This is a genomic window from Cellvibrio sp. ATLC23, assembly GCF_057196725.1.
This window is the reverse complement of sequence record NZ_JBXUOS010000001.1, coordinates 66,208-87,737: the sequence shown is the minus strand read 5'-3', so window position 1 is coordinate 87,737 and position 21,530 is coordinate 66,208. Positions and strand designations below refer to the sequence as shown.

Here is a 21,530-nt window from a genome sequence, read left to right as displayed (position 1 = left end):
AGTTCATCGTTATTATTATTTGTGCAAATTTAAGCGCCATTACAGCTGCCAATATCCGCCAAATAATTGCTTCTCAAAAAGAGTGGTGAAATCATTAAAAACAACTGTCAATAATGCGGCGGCCTCTCATTGGTAATTTCAACATCTCCTCCCTGCGCAGGGTCACGCGCCAGCTCATCCAAGCGCTGGGCGAGCAGGCGCATCTGCTGTTTCAACTGAACTATCTCGGCATCCTGCTTGGTAATCACCTCGTTTAGTTGCGCCAGCGTATCTTCCTGGTAAGCAACACGGGTTTGCACATCAATTAATTGCTCTTCAATATCAGACATTTTTTAATTCCTCTTCTCTATTCGAGAACTGCTTTATCAGAGAATTGCGTAAGCGGCATCGATCAAACGCACCGCGCGCTCGTCGATTAAAATTCTATTGCCCATGCGATGGGTGACGTAACCAAAACCCAATTCAAAATCCGGATCGGCAAAACCGATACAACCGCCCGCACCAGGGTGACCAAAGGCGCGTGCGCCGCGACCGTAGCGGCAATCAGCGCGATCCGGTTGTGAAAGCATAAATCCATGACTAAAACGCAATGGCAAACCGAGGGTGCAATCCTGCTCAAAGGTCTGCTCTTGCCAGCACAAAGGCAATGCAGATTCAGCTAATAAGTTTTGCTGCGCATTTGCTAAAGCGCCGTAAATAGTGGCGAGGGCGCGCGCATCGGCATGGGCGCCTGCCGCCGGAATTTGCGCCTGCCGCCATTCACGCGAATTAGTCGCGGTCATTAAACCGATCGGGTTAGAAAAAGCGCGATTGGTGACGCCGCGCGGATCAGCTTTCATTAATTTCCCAAGCGCGATGCTATCGGCGCCGGTAGAACTCGCCATCACCCCCAAGGGGCGTTTAAGTGGGCCGGTATCCGCAACACTATCCAATAAAAAGTCTGGCACACCAAAATGACAATTCGCGTTCAAAGGCTGCGCCACATACTGCTGGAAATACTCGTTAAAACTTGCACAGCCGCTGGCGCGTTTTACCAGCTCACCCAAAATCCAACCGAACATAAACGGCGAATAGCCCTGCGCCGTATTTGGCTCCCACCAAGGCGACTCGGCAGCGATGGCATTTACCATTACATCCCAAGTAAAAATTTGCTCATTGGCTATATGCTGATGAAACGCCGACATGCCTGCGCGATGGCACAGCAGCTGTCGCAAAGTGATTGAGCTTTTGTCTGCTTGTATAAAATCAGGCCAGATGCTGGCGACCGGCTCATCCAACTGCAACTTGCCCTCGGCCACCAGCTGCAATACGCACAAAGCCACCAGACCTTTACCGGCTGAAAAAATATTGACCAGCGTATCCTCACTCCAATCGGCTCGCTCTATTCCAGCGAGCTTATTACTGCGCTGGCCAGCCCACACATTCACCACCAATTCCCCCCGGTGCACCAGCGCCAGCCCGGCACCCTCCTCGCCTTGTTCTGGGGAGAAATTAGCGGCAAAGGCATCGACAAGCGGTTGCCACTGCGGCAACCATTGGCCGTTAATTGTCATAGCAAAATCTCTATCAAATGAGGAACGAATAAAAAGTTGCGCGCATTCTACCAGTGCCCGAGGTTAGAATTGGCAGCTAGTTTCCTGCGAGCGATCATCATGAGCAAAGATAAAAACTCCCGCCTTGTCTATTCCACCGAGACCGGCCGCATCAAAGAAGACAGACCCGCTGCAACCATCCCTCAGGGCGATGGCATAGTGCGCATCCGCCGCGAGACCGCCGGTCGCAATGGCAAAGGCGTCACCACCATTACCGGCGTGCCGCTGGATGAAGCCAACCTAAAAGACCTCGCCAAAGCCCTCAAAGTTACGTGTGGCGTAGGCGGTTCATTGAAAGATGGCGTAATCGAAATTCAAGGTGACCAGCGCGACAAACTCAAAGCCGAGCTGGAAAAACGCGGTTTCACCGTAAAATTGGCAGGCGGTTGAGCGTGGACGAGTTTCCGTTTGACCCCCAACTCATCAAAGAATTAGTCACTACCCCTATGCCCTACGGTAAATATGCCGGTCATATGATTGCCGACATCCCCGAACATTATTTGATGTGGATGGGGCGCGAGGGCTTCCCCAAAGGCAAACTCGGCCAATTGCTGGGGTTAATGTATGAGATTCGTTTGAATGGGCTGGAGCCATTATTAAAACCGCTTCGTTGAGATGGCTGGCCTATTTCTTGCTAAACCTCTGTTAACGAATCAAAACCGCCGTTTTTCTGACAGAGGGGCACCAACATATGAATAGCGAGCTTTTTCTACAAATTACTGACACCTCATTAAAAATCGGCTTGGGAGCGATTATCGCCGCTGCAACTGCTTGGGTTGTACTGCGCCGCAGCAACCCGCAACCGGTCGCCAGCGCGCGCGACAATCGCCGCTTGCAGATACTGGAAGACGTATCCACCCAAGTGGGTACGGTCACCCACATCTTCGCCAAATATTCGTCGCTGGTGGTGGAGTCCATCCAATTTGGAGAGCGCTGGCCACAGGCACGCCGCGCCGAGTTGGATGCAGTCAACAGCGAACTGGTCGCCGAATTTAAAAAATTGGCCGAAGCCGAAGCTAAATTATTGATGCTGGGAGAAAAAAATCTGGAGCGCAGCCTGCGTTTGTACGGCGCCAAGATCGCGGTATACCGCAAGCAGGTTTATATTGGCCGCAAGGATATTTCACTGGAGCAGATAACCGCGCTGAAAAACACCATAGTGCAAGTCCGCGAGCAGTTTTACGATATGCTCAGCCGCAAATACGATCGTTTACTCGCTAGCGCCTGATATCTCCTCTCATCAGAAATGCCAGATTGCGCCCGCTCTTGCGGGCGCAGTTGTTTTGATCGCCAGATACCGCCAAGGCATTACATTTTTTAGCGCGCGGGAACGCCCCAAGCTTGTTATGCTAAAGACCTTAAAGCTATATACCCAGCTGAGTTTTAGTTAATCCTCCAAGGCACACCAATCGCTATGATTAAAATTTTTCGCAACTGGCTTGATCGATATTTCTCCAATGAAGAAGCCATCCTGCTTTTACTCCTGCTTGCCTGTGGGCTTATTGCAGTACTTAGCATGGGGCAAGTGTTAGCACCAATGATCGCCGCTATTGTGATTGCATTTTTAATGCAGGGTTTAGTTGTACACCTACGCAGCTGGGGCGCACCGCATTGGCTGGCGGTGAGTATCGCCTTTACCGTGCTCATGTTAATGCTGAGTGCGTTTTTGTTGCTGGTATTGCCCATTTTATGGAACCAGTTGGTTCGTTTTTTTAGCGAATTACCTCGCATGTTTATCGAAGGGCAGCAACTGCTGATGCTGTTGCCAGAAAAATACCCAAAACTGATTAGCGAGCGCCAATTAGAACAAGTGTTTAGCTCTATGACAACGGAGATCAGCAGTCTCGGGCAAAGTGTTGTCAGTTTTTCCGTGACCAATATTCCCATGCTGATCGGCTTATTAATCTATTTGATATTAGTGCCGATACTGGTGTTCTTTTTTCTCAAAGACAGCCAGGTCATCATCAACTGGGGCAGCAAATTCCTTCCCGAAAATCGCCCGATGATGACCAAAGTCTGGCAAGAAATGAATCAACAATTTGCCAACTATGTACGCGGCAAAGTGATCGAAATTTTAATTGTGGGCGCCGTCTCTTATATTGTGTTTGTACTGCTCGGGCTGCACTATGCGGCGCTGCTGGCGATTGCGGTTGGACTATCGGTTGTGATTCCGTTTGTAGGCGCTGCGGTAGTTACCTTGCCAGTTGCCATGGTCGCCTACTTTCAATGGGGCTGGTCATCGGAATTTATTTACTTGATGCTGGCCTACACCGTAATTCAAGCGTTGGATGGCAATGTGTTGGTTCCCCTGCTCTTCTCTGAAGCCGTCAATTTACACCCGGTCGCAATTATTCTCGCGGTGTTGGTATTCGGTGGGCTATGGGGCTTTTGGGGGATATTTTTTGCAATCCCGCTTGCAACACTGGTAAAAGCTATTCTCTATGCATGGCCTATCGCCGTACAAGAAGTCACTCATGCACACTCTGGCGATGACCAATAATTATCATCAACCGATTACACTTGATGAAGGACATTGTTATGCCTAACACTTTCTACCGTTTATTTATCACAGGGCTTTTACTGATTATGTCTAACCTCACACTCGCTACAGATATTTGGATCGATGTCCGCACCACCGACGAATTTAACTCAGGTCATATTGACGGTGCGGTGCATATTCCCTACGAGGAAATTGCGGCGCGTATAACTGAAGTAACTACCGACAAAGACGCAACAATTCATCTCTATTGCCGCTCAGGCAATCGCTCCGGCATTGCCCAACAAACATTGCAAACCATGGGTTTTACCAACACCGTGAACGAAGGCGGCTACGAACAAATTTTAATCAGACAAGCTCAAGATTAGCCTTAATGCGGAGCCGTTATCTCCTGTAACGGCTCCTTGTCATCATCTCCTCTGTATCGTCAGATCCATCCCTCCAGCACCATTTCGCTCAAATTTGCTCAAACAGCCATTTACCTCGTAACACGAACTTTGTATGACTGAGATGCAATCTCAGTTGATATTAACTCTCGAAATAATTAAGATGAGCGCAAATACGAATCATTCTTTTTACGTTTAAGGGTAAAACTATGTTTAAAAAGTCTTTGCTGGCACTTTCTCTAGGTCTAGTGGCATTCAACGCCAGCGCCGCCAATGAACAGGCTCAAACGCCTAGCAACGCTCAACTCTGGGAGATTATTAAAGAACAGCAAGCCGAGTTAGATGCACTCAAGGCAAAACAACAAGAAACCGCTAAAAAAGCCGATGCGACCGATGCAAAAGTCGAATCAACTGCCGCAGCTCTAGATCTGAGCAGCACCGCGAGCAATCAAAACAAAACTGTTATTGGTGGCTATGGCGAATTGCATTTAAACCGTTGGAATAACGATAAGCCCGGCGGCAGCGATAAAAAAGAAATGGATTTTCACCGTTTTGTATTGTTGTTCAGCCACGAATTCAGCGACACAGTGCGCTTCTTCTCCGAATTTGAGCTGGAGCATGGCGTAGCTGGTGAAGGTAAAAAAGGCGAAGTTGAATTAGAGCAAGCCTATGTAGAGTGGGACTATTCCGCTAAACACAGCCTCAAATCAGGGGTGTTTTTAGTACCTGTAGGCATCATCAATGAAACCCATGAGCCAGACACTTTTTACGGTGTAGAGCGCAACAGCGTAGAAAACAAAATCATCCCCAGCACTTGGTGGGAGGGTGGCGTTGCTTTCACTGGTGAACTGGCACAGGGTTTAAGCTACGACTTTGCCGCTCACTCTGGTTTGGCTTTGGCTACCGGTAAGTTCCAGGTGCGCGATGGCCGCCAAAAAGTATCGGAAGCAAAAGCTGACTCTTTCGCTTATACCAGTCGTTTGAAGTACACAGCGATTCCCGGTTTAGAGCTCGCAGCCAGTGTGCAGCTGCAGGAAGATTTCACTCAAGGTGCCGGGGCCACCGAAATTGGTGCAACCCTGTTTGAAGCTCACGCCGTGTACCAAAACGGCCCCTTTGGCCTGCGTGCGCTCTATGCCCAATGGAATATCGATGATGCCATCAATACCGTCGCCAGCGGCGCCGATAAGCAATCGGGCTGGTACATAGAGCCATCTCTACGTTTGAACGAACAGTGGGGTATTTTCACTCGCTACAACGAGTGGGACAACCAAGCAGGTGACAGTGCCGATTCCAACTACAGCGAATGGAATTTGGGCGCCAACTTCTGGCTCAGCGAGACTACTGTGTTCAAATTTGACCTAATGCGCCAAGAAGTTCCAGCAGGTAAAGATGAATACGCCGGTTTCAACCTGGGTGTTGGCTACTCCTTCTAAGTTGTAGATCGCAGAACCAGAGCCACCTCTGGTTCTGCTTACAGCAAATCTTGCAGAGGTAAATGATGCGGTTTTTGATGTGCATAGTGGTATTGCTCTTCAGCGCGCAACATGTTTTTGCCCAGCGCGGTAGCTACATTACTGAAGCCGAACTTATCGCCCAATATCTGCCCTCGGCAACCGCCAAAACGCTCTGGCTACAAGGCGAGCAGCGCACCACAGCTGAAGCCATCTGGAAACGCAAATTACCTCTACGTATTAGCTATCAACAGGCCGACGACACGACCCTCTGGGTACTGCAAGAGATAGGCAAAGAACAACCTATTACCATCGGCGTAGTTATCACCGACAACCGCATCAAGACCATTAAAGTCATGGAATACCGCGAAAGCCGTGGCGGTGAAATTCGCTACGATTTTTTCACCAAACAGTTTCTAGACGCCGAACTGCAGGACGATATGCGCAATCTGGATCGCAATATCGATGGCATCTCTGGCGCAACCCTATCGGTACGTGCGATGAAAAAAATCGCCACACTTGCTCTCTACCTGCATCAACAGGCTCTGGTTAATACAGATAACTGAGAAAAACCTACTGCCAAAGGTCTATTTCTGGGACAATGGCCGCCTGATTCTTACCCAGCGCAGCCCCCAGCATGAACAGTACCGCCAAACACCTTTTCTCCTACCCAAAACCCAATATCCACGCCCAGGCTAAAACCTATAAGCCCGCGCCCTTTCTGCCGATGAGCCGTGCCGAAATGGACAAACTCGGCTGGGAGACCTGCGACATTATCGTCGTCTGCGGCGATGCCTATGTGGATCACCCGAGTTTTGGTATGGCGGTGATTGGCCGTTTTCTCGAATCCCAAGGGTTTCGTGTGGGCATTATCGCCCAGCCCGACTGGCGCAGCGCCGAGCCCTTTAAAGCCCTCGGCAAACCCAACCTGTTTTTTGGGGTGAGCGCGGGCAATATGGATTCGATGATCAACCGCTACACCGCCGACCTACGCATGCGCTCCGACGATGCCTATACCCCCGGCGGCATGGGCGGCCAACGCCCCGACCGCGCCGTGACCGTATACAGCCAGCGCTGCAAAGAAGCCTATAAAGATGTGCCGATTGTGCTCGGTGGTATCGAAGCCAGCTTGCGCCGTATCGCCCAGTACGATTACTGGAGTAACGAGGTGCGCCGTTCAGTGCTGATCGATGCCACCGCCGATATTTTGTTGTACGGCAACGCCGAGCGCGCCATTGCCGAAGTGGCGCATTCACTCGCTGCCGGCAAAAGTGTGAAAGAGCTGGACAGTATTCGCGGCACCGTGGTTATCAAAAAAGAACCGCCCGCTGGCTGGACCGAAATTGATTCCACCCGCATCGATTGGCCGGGCAATATCGATAAATTGCCTAACCCCTATGAGTATCAACACAACGCCAAATCCGTAGTCGATGTCGTACAAACTGACATCAACAATTCGCAAGTAGGGTTGCGCCAGCTCGATCCGGAAAAAATGGCCGAGCAGATCGCCGCGCTGAACCCGGAAGCTGCCAATCAATTAGCCACCCAAGGCTGCCCAGCGCAGGGCATTGAAAGCGAAAGAGCCTTTGACCCGAATGAACCGCAACCCATTCGCATTATTCCGATGCCGCTGCAAAATCGCAGTGATTTGGTGGATAACGAAAAAGTCTACGTGCGCCTGCCCTCCTTCGATAAGGTGCGCAAAGACCCAACTTTATATGCGCACGCTTCACGGGTTTTGCACCAAGAGGCAAACCCTTACAACGCGCGGCCGATGATTCAGAAACACGAGAACCGCGAAATTTGGATTAACCCACCGCCGATCCCGCTCGAAACCGACGAGCTCGATGGTGTGTTTGATTTGCCTTACGCGCGTGTACCCCATCCGGTGTATGGCAAACAAAAAATCCCCGCCTACGAGATGATCAAAACCTCGATCAATATCATGCGCGGTTGTTTTGGCGGCTGTACATTTTGTTCGATCACCGAGCACGAGGGGCGCATTATTCAAAGCCGCTCGCAGGAATCGATCCTCAAAGAAATTGAAGATATTCGCGATAAGGTGCCCGGCTTTACCGGCCACATTTCAGATTTGGGCGGCCCCACGGCGAATATGTATCGCCTCACTTGCAAAGATATGCCGACACTTTCTAAATGCCGTCGTTTGTCGTGTGTATATCCAACCATTTGTAAAAATTTAACGACCGACCATAAACACACCACTAACTTGTATCGCGAAGCGCGCAAAATTCGCGGCGTTAAACGGGTGTCGGTTGCATCGGGTTTACGTTATGATTTGGCCGTGCTCGATCCGGAATACGTTAAAGAATTGGTGACTCATCACGTCGGCGGTTATTTAAAAATCGCACCGGAGCACACCGAGGAAGGTGTGCTCTCGCAAATGATGAAACCGAAGATGAGCAGCTACTACGAGTTCAAACGCATGTTTGATCAATTCTCGAAAGAAGCGGGCAAGGAACAATTTTTAATTCCCTACTTTATCGCCGCGCATCCGGGCACGCGCGATGAAGATATGCTCAACCTTGCGCTCTGGTTAAAGAAAAACAACTTTGAAGTGGATCAGGTGCAAACCTTTTATCCATCGCCTATGTCACTCGCCACGGCGATGTACGTGAGCGAGCGCAACCCGCTGAAAAAACTCACCTACAAGAGCAAAAAAATTAATATCCCGCGCGGCATAGAACAGCGTCGATTGCAAAAAGCCCTGCTGCGCTACCACGACCCAGCCAACTGGCCGATTATCCGTGAAGCCCTGCGCGCCATGCGCAAACCGCATTTGATCGGCAATAGCGCTTCAGCATTGATTCCAGATGAGCAGGCCGATGCGCGCAATACTGGCCGCGGCCACAACCCCAACGCTCGCAAGCAAGGGAAACCAGCAGGAAAATTTGCGAGCAAAAGCGGCCATCAACAAACTAGCGCTAAAACAGCCAGCAAACCGGCAGCAAAAGCCTTTGGTGATAAATTTGAAAGTGCAAAAAAATTCAATGCACAAACCACCACAGCTAAAAGTGCTAGTGCACCAGCGAAAAGAGAATTTACTGGCAGCAAAACAAACAAGCCGCAACATAGCAATAATCGCCCCGCAGGAAAAAACTCCCGCAGTAAACCGGGCACACCTAAAAAATAAAAAATCATCACTTTGCACAAAAGGATTTGTGCAAATTAGCCAGTTTCCATTCAGAAAATTTCGTTAAACTGGCCGCCCTTACATCCCCCACTTGCCCACTTAAATCTGATTTATTTCTAACCATGCAAATCCCTGGCTACACCCTTATCAAGAAAATTAACAGTGGTGGTATGGCGACTGTCTACCTTGCAACCCAGCATAGTGTTGGACGCACGGTCGCATTAAAAATAATGAAACCATCGCTGGATAAAGACCCTGAGTTTCACCAGCGCTTTCAGCGGGAGGCAACCATTATCGGCCAGCTTTCCCACCCGAATATCATTCCAATTTACGATATTGGTCGGCATCAGGAATTTAATTACATTTCCATGGAGTTTTTACCAAAAGGCTCTCTGGATGAAAAAATCGCGCAAGGAATCACAACACAAACCGCATTAAAAATTACTCTGGGAATTGCCGCCGCACTGGAGCATGCCCACAGCAAGGGCTATGTGCATCGCGATATCAAACCGGAAAATATTTTATTCCGCGAAGACGAGTCACCAGTACTGACTGATTTTGGTATAGCGCGTACCATTAAATCGAAAGCCAACATGACGCAAGTGGGCGCGGTAATCGGCACCCCCTATTACATGAGCCCAGAGCAAGCAAAAGGAGAAACCAGCGACGGTCGTTCAGACTTATACAGCCTTGGTGTAGTGCTTTATGAGATGCTCACTGGCAGCCGCCCATTTCAAGCGGACAGTTCGCTTGCGCTGGGCATAAAACATATTCATGAACAGGCACCGAAACTTCCGCTGCGTTTATTTGCTTTGCAACCCATTATGGATAAGTTGCTCGCCAAAAATCCGGAACAACGCTTTCAAACAGCACGGGAGTTAATAGATAGGCTTAACCCTATCATTAACAATAATAAATCCTTACTCGTCACCAGCAGCACTACCAGGCCAGTGGATTTATTAGCAAGTTTGGGAAATCATCTTCAGCAAAACCTTATTGTTTTTTCAAAAAAAGCTACTGCAAATATCAAACAAATAAAAAATAGATTTTTCAACATCGCAGCAGAACCTAGGCTCATAGCCGGATCACAACTAGATCAAACATTAATAGCGCCATCCAATCATCTTAACGAACAAGTATCAGCTGAATTAACCGATAAACGTAGACACATAAACTGGCGTTATGGCTCACTCGGTTTTCTCACATTAATAATCATTGGGTTTGTTTTTTTTAGCGATCGCCCCAACAACAGTACACGCGAACAGTGGGCGCAGTTGTCTGGCAGCAGCAAAAGCAACTCGACTAGCGCACCGCAGGACACTAAGCGCTTATCGCTAAGTATTAATCCTATCCCTGCTGAAGCGCGGGTTCGCATACTCAATATTAAAGAAAAATATTCCCAAGGGGTAAGTTTGCCTCCTGGTGCTTATCACATTGAAATAAGCCATCCCGGCTACATCACTAAAACCAAGTGGATAAGGCTCAATTCACACAATCAACACTGGGAAATAGCGCTACAAAAATCAAACCTGAGCGCGAATGGAAATCAACTCCCGCTTCCGGAAATGGTCGATGTTTATGCTAGTGAATTTTTAATGGGCGACGCCACTACCGAGTCGGCCAAAACAGCGCGTATCGATAAGGATTTTTTAATCAGCCGCTACGAAATCACATTTAATGAATACGATTTTTTTGCGCTGGCGACCAATCGGGCACTACCTGATGATATGGGCTGGGGCCGCGGCGAACGGCCAGTGGTGAATATTAGTTGGGATGATGCTATGGCCTATGCAAATTGGCTTAGTAAAACCACTGGACGATATTACCGTTTACCTACCGCAAGCGAATGGGAATATGCCGCACGCGGCAATACCACCAGTAGTTATTGGTGGGGCAATAATGAAGATGACGCAAAAGAACGAGCCAACTGCCGTCATGGCTGCAAATCATTATTGGCAAGTTTTTTTGATAACAAAACCAAACCCGTGGGAAGTTTTCCGCCAAATGATTTCGGCATTCACGACACCGCTGGCAATGTTGCCGAATGGGTTAACGACTGTGCCGATAAAACACCTGCGCCAGCGTGCCTAAAACGCGCGGTGCGCGGCGGCTCATTTGCAAGCAAAGTAGAGGCTATTACCGCTTATTCTCAAGTTGGGATTAGCGCAAATAAATCGCGTAAATCTATTGGCTTCAGGCTGGCGCAAGACATTCCAACAGCGCAAAAAAATAATGCAATTAAAAATGAGCAAAGACCACGTAGGCGCAATATCTTCCGGGAAATTACTGACAGCATTTTCAAACGGGATAATTAATTCAACTAATAAAAAAACCGCTGACTCTCATCAGCGGTTTTTTTATTTTCATCGGTTTTATGCGCGTTTAATTTCCGTAACTCATCAAACGCTGATAACGGCGCTCAAGTAGAGCATCAAGCGGCTCTTTGCTTAAGCGATCGACCTGAGCAACTAAACGCTCTTGCAGTTTTTTGGCCATGTCATCGACATTGCGATGCGCACCGCCCAGTGGCTCAGGGATAGTTTCATCAACAATACCCAAGTCTTGCAAAATTTTAGAGGTAACGCCCATCGCCTGAGCCGCTTCCGGCGCTTTGGCAACAGTTTTCCAAATAATATTGGCGCAACCTTCAGGTGAAATAACAAAATAGGTCGAATACTGCAGCATGTTGAGCTGATCGCCCACACCGATTGCCAATGCGCCGCCAGAGGAGCCTTCACCAATTACGGTACAAATAATAGGCGTGCGCAAACGCGACATTACCGCAAGGTTTTGTGCGATAGATTCAGAAATGCCACGCTCTTCCGAGTCAATACCTGGGTAGGCACCGGGGGTATCAATCAGGGTTAATACGGGGAGTTTGAAGCGCTCGGCCATTTCCATCAAACGCAAGGCTTTACGGTAGCCCTCGGGGCGCGGCATACCGAAATTGCGCATCACTTTTTCATTGACAGTACGGCCTTTTTCTTCACCAATCACCATCACTGGTTTGCCATCTAAACGGGCAACACCACCAATAATGGCCGCATCATCACCAAAATGACGATCGCCGTGCAACTCATCAAAATCGGTGAACACGCGGGAAATGTAATCAGAGGTATAAGGGCGATGCGGATGACGCGCGACCTTTACAATATCCCAAGCAGTCAGCTTGGAATAGATAGACTCGGTTAACTTGGTACTTTTTTCGCGCAACTTGGCGATTTCATCGGCGATATTCACATCGGAACTGTTGCCGACCAGTTGTAATTCTTCAATTTTGCCTTCGAGTTCGGCGATGGGCTGTTCAAAATCCAGATAATTCAGATTCATAGCGAGCTCTTGATCCGGGTAGCAAACTACCATTTTGACTTATAGGGTGAGTGCTGGAGCCTGATGTGATGACTTTTTGAACAGTCCAACAGGTAGCACAATTGGGGCGCTACCTTACGCGAAATGGGCGATTTAGTCGATCTTTTCCAGTGAAAATGAAGTGATGGAATATGCGGCAAAAACAAACGAGGATTGGTGCAACACACCGGATTTGCTCTAACCAGAACAAATCCGGAGCTGCGATGAGCCAGTATCAGACTAAGGAAGATGTTACTGCAAAACTAGGGCGCTCACGGGCCGGCGAAAAATAGCTACCGTTGTGCTGCTTGAGCGCCTGCAGTATGTGGCGGCGATTAATCAAACCCACCAGCTTACCGTTCTCGACAACAGGATAGTTCTTGGGTTTGTTGCCGAGCATGATTTCAGCAATCTCCAAAATGCTGGTATCCGGCGCTACGCTAAGCACATCGGGCCGCATAATATGGGTAACCTGAGTAGAGTCTTCAGCATAGAAAGCGCTGTTTAACATCTCTTTCATGCAGTCCTGCTCCGACACAAACCCAATAACCTTCATGTCTTCATCAACCACAGGTGCGCCGGTAATATTCCATTTAAGCAAGTACTCGACGACCTCCCGCACGCTGGCATTGGATTTCACGGCTAATACATTGGCCTGCATATAATCTTTAACAAGAATTGATGACATATTACTGCCCTCCATCATTCAATTTTTTAACCCTTCACTTAGAGTCTAGATGGGCAGAGCGGAGACAAAAGACGAAATCGATCTCGGGATGATCTTTTTTTAGATCGAGTTAATCTAAAGAAAAATAGGCAGACAATAAAAAGGCCGCAACTGCAGCCTTTTGCATCATAAAAAAGTTCGAAACAATTAATAAACCAATCTCACCTTGGAGCTACCGTAACTGTCGCGTAAGCGCTGCAGCAGTTCATCTTCCGGGCGCACATTCCATTGGCTGCCAAAACGCAGCTGCGCGCGCGCGTCGCTGCGTAAATAATCCACTACAATAGCGCAGCGTGCATCTTGCTGAGGTGACTGACGATAAGGGTCTAGCATTTCGCTCAAATCGCGGGAAAAACTGGCGGGCAGCGCGCCCGATTCCAGCTCAAGCCAAAGTTCACGCACTTTTTCCTGACGTACATCGGCCAGCAGACGAATATTGTCGGCACTCATTTTTAACATACCGCTAAAGTCGTCATAGCGAACTTGGCCGCTGATCACCAGCAAACCGTCTTTTGACAACACATCGCGGGAATTATTAAAAGTCTCGGCAAAGAGTGTGATATCCATGCGCCCAGTGCGATCATCAATGGTCAGAATCGCCATGTTGTCGCCGCGCTTGGTGCGCACAATGCGCTGGGAAATAACCAAACCGGAAATGGTTTGGGTACTCTTCTCAGGTTTTAAATTGGCGATACGCGAGCTAACCAAATGGCTCAGTTCGCTTTCATATTCATCAATCGGATGACCAGTGAGATAGAGACCGAGCGTTTCTTTTTCTGCATTCAACCGCTCTTTCATCGTCCAGGTACGCACACGGCGAAATTCGCTGTAAACATCAATACTGGAATCATCACTGGCGATCACAGCGCCGAATAAATCCATCATACCCGCATTGGTATTCGCCATCGCCTGCTCTGCAGTTTTAACCGCTTCGCCCATAGCGGCAAACATGACGGCGCGGTCGTGATCAATATTGTGTTGCGGAGTATTACTGGTAGGCCCGAGATTGTCTGCGGCGCCGGAGCGGATAATCGCTTCCATTGCGCGCTTATTAACTTTGCGCGGATCAACACGCGCACAAAAATCGAATAAATCTTTAAACGGACCGCCCGCATTGCGCGCGGCAATAATTGATTCAACTGGCCCCTCACCCAAACCTTTAATTGCACCCAAGCCATAAATAATTCGGCCGGCATCATCCACCGTAAAATGAAACTCGCCGGAGTTAACATCCGGCGGTAACAATTTTAATTTCATGGTGCGACATTCTTCGATAAAGGTAACCACCTTATCGGTTTTATCCATGTCCGATGACATAGTCGCCGCCATAAAATGCGCGGGATAATGCGCTTTTAACCAAGCGGTTTGATAAGAGACAATTGCATAAGCCGCAGAGTGAGATTTGTTAAAACCGTAGCCCGCAAATTTTTCTACCAGATCAAAAATTTTAATCGCCAACTCAGGATCAACACCCTGATTTTTTGCACCGGTTTCAAAAACCTCGCGCTGTTTGGCCATCTCTTCCGGTTTCTTTTTGCCCATCGCACGGCGCAGCATGTCCGCGCCACCAAGTGTATAACCGGCGAGTACCTGCGCGATTTGCATTACCTGTTCCTGGTAAACAATAACGCCATAGGTCGGCTCAAGTACTGGCTTTAAGGTGTGATGCTGAAATTTTGCATCGGGATAAGCAACCTGTGCGCGGCCGTGTTTACGATTGATAAAGTCATCCACCATGCCCGATTCAAGTGGACCGGGGCGAAACAACGCCACCAATGCAATCAGGTCTTCGATATTATCTGGCTGTAAACGTTTGATCAGATCTTTCATGCCGCGGGATTCCAACTGGAATACCGCCGTTGTTTCTGCGCGTTTTAATAAACCAAATGTTTTGGCATCATCGAGTGGAATTGCGCTGATATCCAGCGGCGCTTCACCTTTTTTAAGGCGCTGCTTATCGATCATAATGCGCGCCCAATCGATAATAGTGAGGGTACGCAAACCGAGGAAGTCGAACTTCACCAGACCCGCTTCTTCTACATCACCCTTATCGAACTGAGTTACCAAACCGCCACCGGATTCATCGCAATACAGCGGTGAAAAATCGGTAAGTTTGGTGGGCGCAATCACCACACCACCGGCATGTTTACCGACATTGCGCGTGAGGCCTTCAAGCTGAACAGCCATCTCCCAGATTTCACCGGCATCGCCGTCTTGTTCAATAAATTCTTTGAGTTGTGGCTCTTCTTGCAGCGCTTGCGCAAGGGTCATGCCCGGTGTTGCCGGAATCATTTTGGAAAGTTTATCGGCAAGACCGTAAGATTTTCCCTGAACCCGCGCCACGTCGCGCACCACTGCTTTGGCCGCCATGGTACCGAAGGTAATAATCTGACTTACCGCATCGCGACCATAATTGTCGGCGACATACGAAATAACTTTGTCGCGATTATCCATGCAGAAATCGATATCAAAGTCCGGCATGGAAACCCGCTCTGGGTTTAGAAAGCGTTCGAAGAGTAAATCGTATTCAAGCGGATCGAGATCGGTAATTTTTAAGGAGTAAGCAACGAGCGAACCCGCACCCGAACCACGGCCGGGACCAACGGGAATGTCATGATCCTTCGCCCATTGAATAAAGTCCATTACGATAAGGAAGTAACCAGGGAATCCCATCTGGTTAATAATATCTAACTCAAATGTTAAACGATCTTCATATACCTTGCGCCGCTCAGCATAATCCGGTGCGGATTTATCCAGGATGCGCTCAAGCCGTTGCTCCAAACCTTCGAAGGAAATTTTGCAAAAAAACTCCGCCTCGGTTAAACCTTCAGGCACAGGGTACTCGGGCAAAAAGTATTTGCCCATTTGAATCGTCACCGTACAGCGCTTGGCGATTTCAATGGTATTGGCGATAGCTTCGGGAATATCGCTAAATAATTCCGTCATTTCTTCTGCCGTGCGGAAATATTGCTGATCACTGTAGCGACGCTCGCGACGTGGATCATCCAGTGCGCGCCCTTCACTAATACACACGCGCGCCTCATGCACTTCAAATTCGCTGGCTTTTAAAAAACGCACATCATTGGTCGCCACCACCGGGCAATTCATTTCAGTAGCAAGTGCGACTGCTGCATGCAGATGATTTTCATCATTCTCGCGCCCGGTGCGCTGCAACTCCAAGTAAAAGCGATTGGGAAAGTCCTTCATCCAACCCTGTAATAACTCACTAGCTTGCGGTGTTCTGCCCCCCAGCAAGGCCATGCCCACATCACCGAATTTTCCACCAGAAAGAGCAATCACACCCTCGCTGAATTCGCTGATCCATTCGCGCTGCACATAAGCCACTCCCTGTTGTTGCCCCTGCCGCCAAGCACGCGAAATTAATTCGATAATATTTTTATAGCCGCGATCATTAATCGCCAACAAGGTGATGAGTGTCGGCTTTCCTTCGCTATCGCTACTCGCAATCCAAAAATCACTTCCGACTATAGGTTTTACTCCTGCACCCTGCGCAGCTTTGTAAAATTTAATCAGACCGTAAAAATTAGTTTGGTCGGTGATCGCACAAGCAGGCATGTTTAATTCTGCGGCGCGCTTCACCAGCGGTTTAATTCGCACCAAACTATCGCTTAGTGAAAACTCGGTATGTAAACGCAGGTGGACAAAATTAGCAGCAGGCATAATCGTTTTCTAAGTGAGTCGAAAGATTAAAATAATTTCATTTGTTCGATTTTAGCGCGCACGGGAGCGTAGGAGGTGCGATGAATCGGGGTAATACCTAATTTGTCCAATGCATCCATATGGACTTGCGTGGGATAACCTTTGTGACCGGCAAAACCATAACCCGGATAGATTTTATCGAACTCAATCATCTCGCGATCGCGCGTCACTTTAGCCAGAATAGATGCGGCACTTATCGCCGCTACGCGGCTATCACCTTTTACTACAGCTTCGGCGGTATAGGCCCACTTGGGTAATTTATTGCCATCAACCAGTACATGCTCAGGTTGAATATGCAGACCTTGTACGGCGCGAGTCATAGCTAACAAACTGGCCTGCAATATATTAATTTTATCGATTTCAGCAACAGAGGCTCGTGCAATACACCAGCTCTTGGCTTTCTGCTGAATCTCTATAAACAATTGCTCACGTTTTTTTTCGGTGAGTTTTTTGGAGTCATCCAAACCTGCAATAGGAGTTTCCGGGTCAAGAATCACTGCCGCCGCAACAACATCACCCGCCAGTGGCCCGCGCCCTACTTCATCACAACCGGCAAACAAAAAACCTTGGTAAACACTGACAAAAGGCTCAAGCACAAAACCACCTGCTAATAAATTATTGTTGTCGAATTAAACGCGCTACTGCATCAGCTGCGCGCGCACTGGCATCGCGCTTTAATTCGATATGCATTTCTGCAAACATCTGACTGAGTGCTTGCGCTTCATCAGGATTATCAAAATAGTTCATTACTGCCGCACTGAGCGCTTCAGGTGTTGCCTTGTCCTGCAATAATTCTGGCACCAACATTTTTTGTGCCAATAAATTAGGCAATGAAACCCAAGGAGTTTTGACCAACCAGGATAAAATTTTGAAGGTCAGAGAAGCCATTTTGTAAGCGACTACCATTGGCTTTTTCAACAGTAAAGCTTCAAGCGTAACCGTGCCCGATGCCAATAAAACCACATCAGCAGCGGCCATAGCCTCATGAGAGTGACCGTTAAGCAACTCAATAGGAAAATCGACATAATCAGTCATTTCGATATGCAATTGACGATAGCGATCAGGGCTAGCCGCAGGAATAATAAAGTGTAAGTTCGGATCTTGTTCCAAGCAATAAACGGCAGTTCGCATAAATAGCTCGCCCATGCGATCTACTTCGCTCGCGCGACTACCAGGTAAAAGTGCGACTATGCGCCCTTCTTCAGGTAAGCCCAGTGATTGACGCGCAACAGTTTTATCGACTGATAGTGGAATCTCATCGGCAAGATGGTGCCCGACAAACTCTACTGGAACATTGTGATCCTGATAAAACTTCGCTTCAAAGGGCAGCAGTGTCAGCATCAAATCTACCGCGCGCGCAATTTTAATAATACGTTTCTGTCGCCATGCCCACACCGATGGGCTCACATAATGAACAGTTTTAATACCCTGCTCTTTGAGTGATTCTTCCAGCGAAAGCGTAAAATCAGGCGAATCCACGCCAATAAAAACTGCGGGCGGGTTCGCGATGAAATGTTCACGTAAAAATTTGCGGATACGCAGCAATTCCGGCAAACGTTTCAAGGGTTCGATCAGCCCCATCACCGCTAAGCGATCTTGAGGAAAATATGAGTGAAAACCCTGCGCTAACATACGCGGGCCGCCGATACCGGAAAATTCTGCCGTAGGAAAATGCTTGCGCAGCTCTTGCATCAACGCCGCGCCGAGAATATCTCCGGAGGCCTCTCCGACTACAATACCTATGTGTATGTGATCAGACACTCAGCCTCCAGATTTTTAGTGTGTATTTCGAAGGGATAAATTAGATAAGTAATTGCACAAAAATACTTAACGAACGATACCGCGAGTCGAACTATTGAGAGAGTCAATCAACACCTGCAGCGCAGGGGATTCAGTAGCTAATGGATTTAATTCTGCCAACGCTTCATCTAAGGTCAAGCCGCGACGATAAATGGTTTTGTAGGCTTTGGTAAGCAAACCTATATCATCTTTTGTAAAACCGCGTCGGCGCAGGCCTTCAACATTAATATTTTTTGCTTCGGCAGGGCTGCCATTGACCATCACATAGGCTGGGACATCTTTGCCAATCGCACTGCCCATACCAGAAAAGCTATGCGCACCAATTTTGCAAAACTGATGAACCAGAGTAAAACCACTTAGAATTGCCCAGTTGCCAATATGTACATGGCCAGCAAGTGCGGTGTTATTGACCAAAATACAGTGATTGCCAACCACACTATCGTGCCCAATATGGACATAAGCCATTAGTAAATTGTGATCACCAATTGTTGTTTCACTGCGATCTTGTACTGTACCGCGATGAATAGTGACACCTTCACGAATCACATTGTGATCACCAATAACCAAACGTGTCGGCTCACCTTTGTATTTCAAGTCAGGGGTATCTTCACCTATAGATGAAAATTGATAAATGCGATTATGTTTGCCAATCGTTGTTGGCCCTTTCATCACAACATGGGAAGCAATAATACTGCCCGCACCAATTTCCACATCTGGACCTATAATAGTCCAAGGGCCAACCTCGACATCAGGTGCCAGTTTTGCATTAGGGTGAATAATTGCAGAGGAATCTATCAAAATATGTTCTCGCTGATTTCAGGCTAACGCGAATTAAATTTTGCGGTCTGCACAGAGAATAGTGGCAGATGCTGCCAATACACCCTCAACGCTGGCTTTACATTCAAACTTCCAAATCCCACGTTTTTCAGAAATCACGCGTGACTCTAACTGCAGACGATCACCAGGGATTACCTGACGCTTAAAGCGCACATCATCTACACCGGCAAATAAATAAATTGAACCGTCCTGCGGCTTTTTATTCATGGTTTTAAAGCCAAGAATTCCCGACGCCTGGGCCATAGCTTCAATAATCATCACACCCGGAAATACCGGGCTTTGTGGGAAGTGACCATTAAAGACTTCTTCGTTAACAGTAATATTTTTGTACGCGATAATTGACTCGCCCTCAATCAACTCCACTACGCGATCCACTAATAAAAAGGGATAGCGGTGCGGCAAGTATTCGCGAATTTCGTTAACATCCATCATGGTACAAACCCCAAGCAATCTATGAAAAATTATTCCGCACCATGAGTGCGTTCGAGTTTTATTAAGCGTGTTGCCAATGAATCTAACTGACGAAAACGCGCTGCATTTTTACGCCAGTCTTTAGTCGGTGCCAAGGGAGTACCTGATGAGTAGGAACCTGGCTCAGTAATTGAGGCCGAAACCATGCTCTTACCGGTAATATGCACTTTATCCGCCAGCGTTAAATGGCCAGCGATAGCAACTGCACCTGCGATGGTACAGTTCGCTCCAATAGTTGTACTGCCCGCAATAGCAGTATGTGCAGCAATAGCAGTATTTTTACCTATACGAACATTGTGGCCGATTTGTACTTGATTATCGATGATAGCACCATCGCCTATACAGGTATCATCAAGCGCACCACGATCGATACAAGTGCAAGCGCCAATTTCTACTCTATTGCCGATCTGGACACTGCCGAGCTGGTGGATCTTTATCCAACCACTGGCGTCAGGTGCGAAACCAAAGCCATCAGCACCTATAACGCAGCCGCTATGCAACATACAATCAGCACCGATGCTTACGCCATGATAAATACTGACATTAGCTGCAAGCTTAGTATTGGCGCCTACCTTAGTATCATTGCCAATGTAACAGCCAGAGCCGACGACCACTCCATCTGCCAAAGTCACACCATCGCCAATGACCGCGTTAGCACCAATGGAAATATTATTTCCCAGAACACAATCCGCTCCCACAACTGCAGTGCTATGAATACCTGAGTAAGGGGCGCGGAGAAATTCAAATATTCCCGACAAACGGGCATAGGCAACATAGGGATTATTCACTACTAACTTATTGCCAGAGTAATCATTAGCAAGTTCGGCATTGATCAGTAGCGCACCCGCTTTGGTGGACGATAAATATTTTTTGTATACAGGATTAGCGATAAAACTTAAATCTGTCGCATTAGCAGATTGTAAAGTTGCGAGCGCGCTTATTTCTTGCTCCGCATTGCCACGCAACTCTGCACCTAGCAATTGCGCCAATTCAGCCAATAAATAAGAACGCTTCATCTACAGCAGAACCTAACTTACTTGGCTTTATCGAGCAGTGCGGTTACTTTGGGAGTCAAATCGTTTTCAGGCTTTGACATCATCACAGCTTTTGCATCAACAATCATGCTGATGTTTTCAGATTCTACCAATTGCTTAACGACCGTTTCCATTTTTGGGCCCAGCTCTTGCATAACTTGCTGCATCAACGCTTGTTGTTCAGTCTGCAATTTTTTGCCTTGGAATTGATAATCTTGGCCGAGGCTTTGTAATTTCTTTTCTTTTTCAGCGATTTGCTCAGCACTCCACACTGACTTATTTTTCTGATAGTCAGCCTGCAATGCTTTAATGTCCGCCGCCAAGCCATCTAATGATGCTTTAGCCGCTGCAAATTCAGCGCTCTTTTGCAGTTTTTCAAATTTCGCTTTTGCAGCCGCGGTACCCATCACTGCAGCAGTTGGATCAAGCACAACTATTTTACCTTGCGCCCATGAAACAGCTGACATGAGTGACAATACAATAACAGCAAACATTTTTTGTGTAGCAGCCACA

General features: G+C 47.9%; 20 protein-coding genes. 9 read left to right on the top strand and 11 right to left on the bottom strand.

Annotated elements, in window-relative coordinates:
- Nucleotides 1–107: 107 nt before the first annotated feature.
- Both AC2CG4_RS00400 and AC2CG4_RS00395 read right to left on the bottom strand, forming a co-directional pair.
- Nucleotides 108–329 carry a SlyX family protein gene (locus tag AC2CG4_RS00400; protein ID WP_484484371.1) on the bottom strand — a complete coding sequence of 74 codons (222 nt, stop codon included), beginning with the start codon at nucleotides 327–329 and terminating at the stop codon, nucleotides 108–110.
- A 36-nt stretch (nucleotides 330–365) separates the two neighbouring features.
- Nucleotides 366–1,553 carry a serine hydrolase domain-containing protein gene (locus tag AC2CG4_RS00395; RefSeq protein ID WP_484484370.1) on the bottom strand — a complete coding sequence of 396 codons (1,188 nt, stop codon included), beginning with the start codon at nucleotides 1,551–1,553 and terminating at the stop codon, nucleotides 366–368.
- Between the two features lie 99 nt (nucleotides 1,554–1,652).
- Here AC2CG4_RS00395 and yciH point away from each other — a divergent pair, with 99 nt between their 5' ends.
- From yciH to AC2CG4_RS00350, 9 genes are all read left to right on the top strand, one after another.
- Nucleotides 1,653–1,982 carry a stress response translation initiation inhibitor YciH gene (gene yciH, locus AC2CG4_RS00390; RefSeq protein WP_484484369.1) on the top strand — a complete coding sequence of 110 codons (330 nt, stop codon included), beginning with the start codon at nucleotides 1,653–1,655 and terminating at the stop codon, nucleotides 1,980–1,982.
- A gap of 2 nt (nucleotides 1,983–1,984) precedes the next feature.
- A complete protein-coding gene (locus AC2CG4_RS00385; RefSeq protein ID WP_484484368.1) occupies nucleotides 1,985–2,206 on the top strand; it encodes a DUF3820 family protein in 222 nt (73 codons plus the stop codon).
- Between the two features lie 77 nt (nucleotides 2,207–2,283).
- Nucleotides 2,284–2,820: a hypothetical protein gene (locus AC2CG4_RS00380; protein WP_062060632.1), complete on the top strand. Its 537-nt coding sequence runs from the start codon at nucleotides 2,284–2,286 to the stop codon at nucleotides 2,818–2,820.
- 186 nt (nucleotides 2,821–3,006) lie between these two features.
- Nucleotides 3,007–4,092: an AI-2E family transporter gene (locus AC2CG4_RS00375; RefSeq protein WP_484484367.1), complete on the top strand. Its 1,086-nt coding sequence runs from the start codon at nucleotides 3,007–3,009 to the stop codon at nucleotides 4,090–4,092.
- A 38-nt stretch (nucleotides 4,093–4,130) separates the two neighbouring features.
- On the top strand, nucleotides 4,131–4,457 hold the full coding sequence (locus tag AC2CG4_RS00370) for a rhodanese-like domain-containing protein (RefSeq protein WP_484484366.1): 327 nt from the start codon (nucleotides 4,131–4,133) through the stop codon (nucleotides 4,455–4,457).
- 227 nt (nucleotides 4,458–4,684) lie between these two features.
- Nucleotides 4,685–5,911, top strand: a complete 1,227-nt coding sequence (locus tag AC2CG4_RS00365; protein ID WP_484484365.1) for a porin — start codon at nucleotides 4,685–4,687, stop codon at nucleotides 5,909–5,911.
- Between the two features lie 62 nt (nucleotides 5,912–5,973).
- Nucleotides 5,974–6,495, top strand: a complete 522-nt coding sequence (locus AC2CG4_RS00360; RefSeq protein WP_484484364.1) for an FMN-binding protein — start codon at nucleotides 5,974–5,976, stop codon at nucleotides 6,493–6,495.
- 71 nt (nucleotides 6,496–6,566) lie between these two features.
- Nucleotides 6,567–9,080: a YgiQ family radical SAM protein gene (locus tag AC2CG4_RS00355; protein ID WP_484484363.1), complete on the top strand. Its 2,514-nt coding sequence runs from the start codon at nucleotides 6,567–6,569 to the stop codon at nucleotides 9,078–9,080.
- 122 nt (nucleotides 9,081–9,202) lie between these two features.
- Nucleotides 9,203–11,395 (top strand): protein kinase domain-containing protein, encoded by a 2,193-nt coding sequence (locus AC2CG4_RS00350; protein ID WP_484484362.1) that lies wholly within the window; start codon nucleotides 9,203–9,205, stop codon nucleotides 11,393–11,395.
- A 67-nt stretch (nucleotides 11,396–11,462) separates the two neighbouring features.
- Here AC2CG4_RS00350 and AC2CG4_RS00345 read toward each other — a convergent pair whose 3' ends face one another.
- From AC2CG4_RS00345 to AC2CG4_RS00305, 9 genes are all read right to left on the bottom strand, one after another.
- Nucleotides 11,463–12,410 carry an acetyl-CoA carboxylase carboxyltransferase subunit alpha gene (locus AC2CG4_RS00345; protein ID WP_062060610.1) on the bottom strand — a complete coding sequence of 316 codons (948 nt, stop codon included), beginning with the start codon at nucleotides 12,408–12,410 and terminating at the stop codon, nucleotides 11,463–11,465.
- Between the two features lie 253 nt (nucleotides 12,411–12,663).
- Nucleotides 12,664–13,116 carry a CBS domain-containing protein gene (locus tag AC2CG4_RS00340; RefSeq protein WP_484484361.1) on the bottom strand — a complete coding sequence of 151 codons (453 nt, stop codon included), beginning with the start codon at nucleotides 13,114–13,116 and terminating at the stop codon, nucleotides 12,664–12,666.
- Nucleotides 13,117–13,302: 186 nt separating this feature from the next.
- Nucleotides 13,303–16,836 (bottom strand): DNA polymerase III subunit alpha, encoded by a 3,534-nt coding sequence (dnaE, locus tag AC2CG4_RS00335; RefSeq protein WP_484484360.1) that lies wholly within the window; start codon nucleotides 16,834–16,836, stop codon nucleotides 13,303–13,305.
- Between the two features lie 26 nt (nucleotides 16,837–16,862).
- A complete protein-coding gene (gene rnhB / locus AC2CG4_RS00330; RefSeq protein ID WP_084618153.1) occupies nucleotides 16,863–17,471 on the bottom strand; it encodes a ribonuclease HII in 609 nt (202 codons plus the stop codon).
- 19 nt (nucleotides 17,472–17,490) lie between these two features.
- Nucleotides 17,491–18,636, bottom strand: a complete 1,146-nt coding sequence (gene lpxB, locus AC2CG4_RS00325) for a lipid-A-disaccharide synthase (RefSeq protein ID WP_484484359.1) — start codon at nucleotides 18,634–18,636, stop codon at nucleotides 17,491–17,493.
- A gap of 66 nt (nucleotides 18,637–18,702) precedes the next feature.
- A complete protein-coding gene (gene lpxA / locus AC2CG4_RS00320; protein ID WP_484484358.1) occupies nucleotides 18,703–19,473 on the bottom strand; it encodes an acyl-ACP--UDP-N-acetylglucosamine O-acyltransferase in 771 nt (256 codons plus the stop codon).
- Between the two features lie 33 nt (nucleotides 19,474–19,506).
- Nucleotides 19,507–19,944: a 3-hydroxyacyl-ACP dehydratase FabZ gene (gene fabZ / locus AC2CG4_RS00315; RefSeq protein ID WP_484484357.1), complete on the bottom strand. Its 438-nt coding sequence runs from the start codon at nucleotides 19,942–19,944 to the stop codon at nucleotides 19,507–19,509.
- Nucleotides 19,945–19,973: 29 nt separating this feature from the next.
- On the bottom strand, nucleotides 19,974–20,999 hold the full coding sequence (gene lpxD / locus AC2CG4_RS00310; protein WP_484484356.1) for a UDP-3-O-(3-hydroxymyristoyl)glucosamine N-acyltransferase: 1,026 nt from the start codon (nucleotides 20,997–20,999) through the stop codon (nucleotides 19,974–19,976).
- A gap of 17 nt (nucleotides 21,000–21,016) precedes the next feature.
- Complete coding sequence (locus tag AC2CG4_RS00305; RefSeq protein ID WP_484484355.1) at nucleotides 21,017–21,529, bottom strand: OmpH/Skp family outer membrane protein; 513 nt, start codon at nucleotides 21,527–21,529, stop codon at nucleotides 21,017–21,019.
- Nucleotide 21,530 lies beyond the last annotated feature (1 nt).

Coding starts and splice junctions, on each gene's coding strand:
- AC2CG4_RS00400 (WP_484484371.1), bottom strand. CDS start 329: ATGTCTGATATTGAAGAGCAATTAATTGATGTGCAAACCCGTGTTGCT.
- AC2CG4_RS00395 (WP_484484370.1), bottom strand. CDS start 1,553: ATGACAATTAACGGCCAATGGTTGCCGCAGTGGCAACCGCTTGTCGAT.
- yciH (WP_484484369.1), top strand. CDS start 1,653: ATGAGCAAAGATAAAAACTCCCGCCTTGTCTATTCCACCGAGACCGGC.
- AC2CG4_RS00380 (WP_062060632.1), top strand. CDS start 2,284: ATGAATAGCGAGCTTTTTCTACAAATTACTGACACCTCATTAAAAATC.
- AC2CG4_RS00375 (WP_484484367.1), top strand. CDS start 3,007: ATGATTAAAATTTTTCGCAACTGGCTTGATCGATATTTCTCCAATGAA.
- AC2CG4_RS00370 (WP_484484366.1), top strand. CDS start 4,131: ATGCCTAACACTTTCTACCGTTTATTTATCACAGGGCTTTTACTGATT.
- AC2CG4_RS00365 (WP_484484365.1), top strand. CDS start 4,685: ATGTTTAAAAAGTCTTTGCTGGCACTTTCTCTAGGTCTAGTGGCATTC.
- AC2CG4_RS00360 (WP_484484364.1), top strand. CDS start 5,974: ATGATGCGGTTTTTGATGTGCATAGTGGTATTGCTCTTCAGCGCGCAA.
- AC2CG4_RS00355 (WP_484484363.1), top strand. CDS start 6,567: ATGAACAGTACCGCCAAACACCTTTTCTCCTACCCAAAACCCAATATC.
- AC2CG4_RS00350 (WP_484484362.1), top strand. CDS start 9,203: ATGCAAATCCCTGGCTACACCCTTATCAAGAAAATTAACAGTGGTGGT.
- AC2CG4_RS00345 (WP_062060610.1), bottom strand. CDS start 12,410: ATGAATCTGAATTATCTGGATTTTGAACAGCCCATCGCCGAACTCGAA.
- AC2CG4_RS00340 (WP_484484361.1), bottom strand. CDS start 13,116: ATGTCATCAATTCTTGTTAAAGATTATATGCAGGCCAATGTATTAGCC.
- dnaE (WP_484484360.1), bottom strand. CDS start 16,836: ATGCCTGCTGCTAATTTTGTCCACCTGCGTTTACATACCGAGTTTTCA.
- fabZ (WP_484484357.1), bottom strand. CDS start 19,944: ATGATGGATGTTAACGAAATTCGCGAATACTTGCCGCACCGCTATCCC.
- lpxD (WP_484484356.1), bottom strand. CDS start 20,999: ATGAAGCGTTCTTATTTATTGGCTGAATTGGCGCAATTGCTAGGTGCA.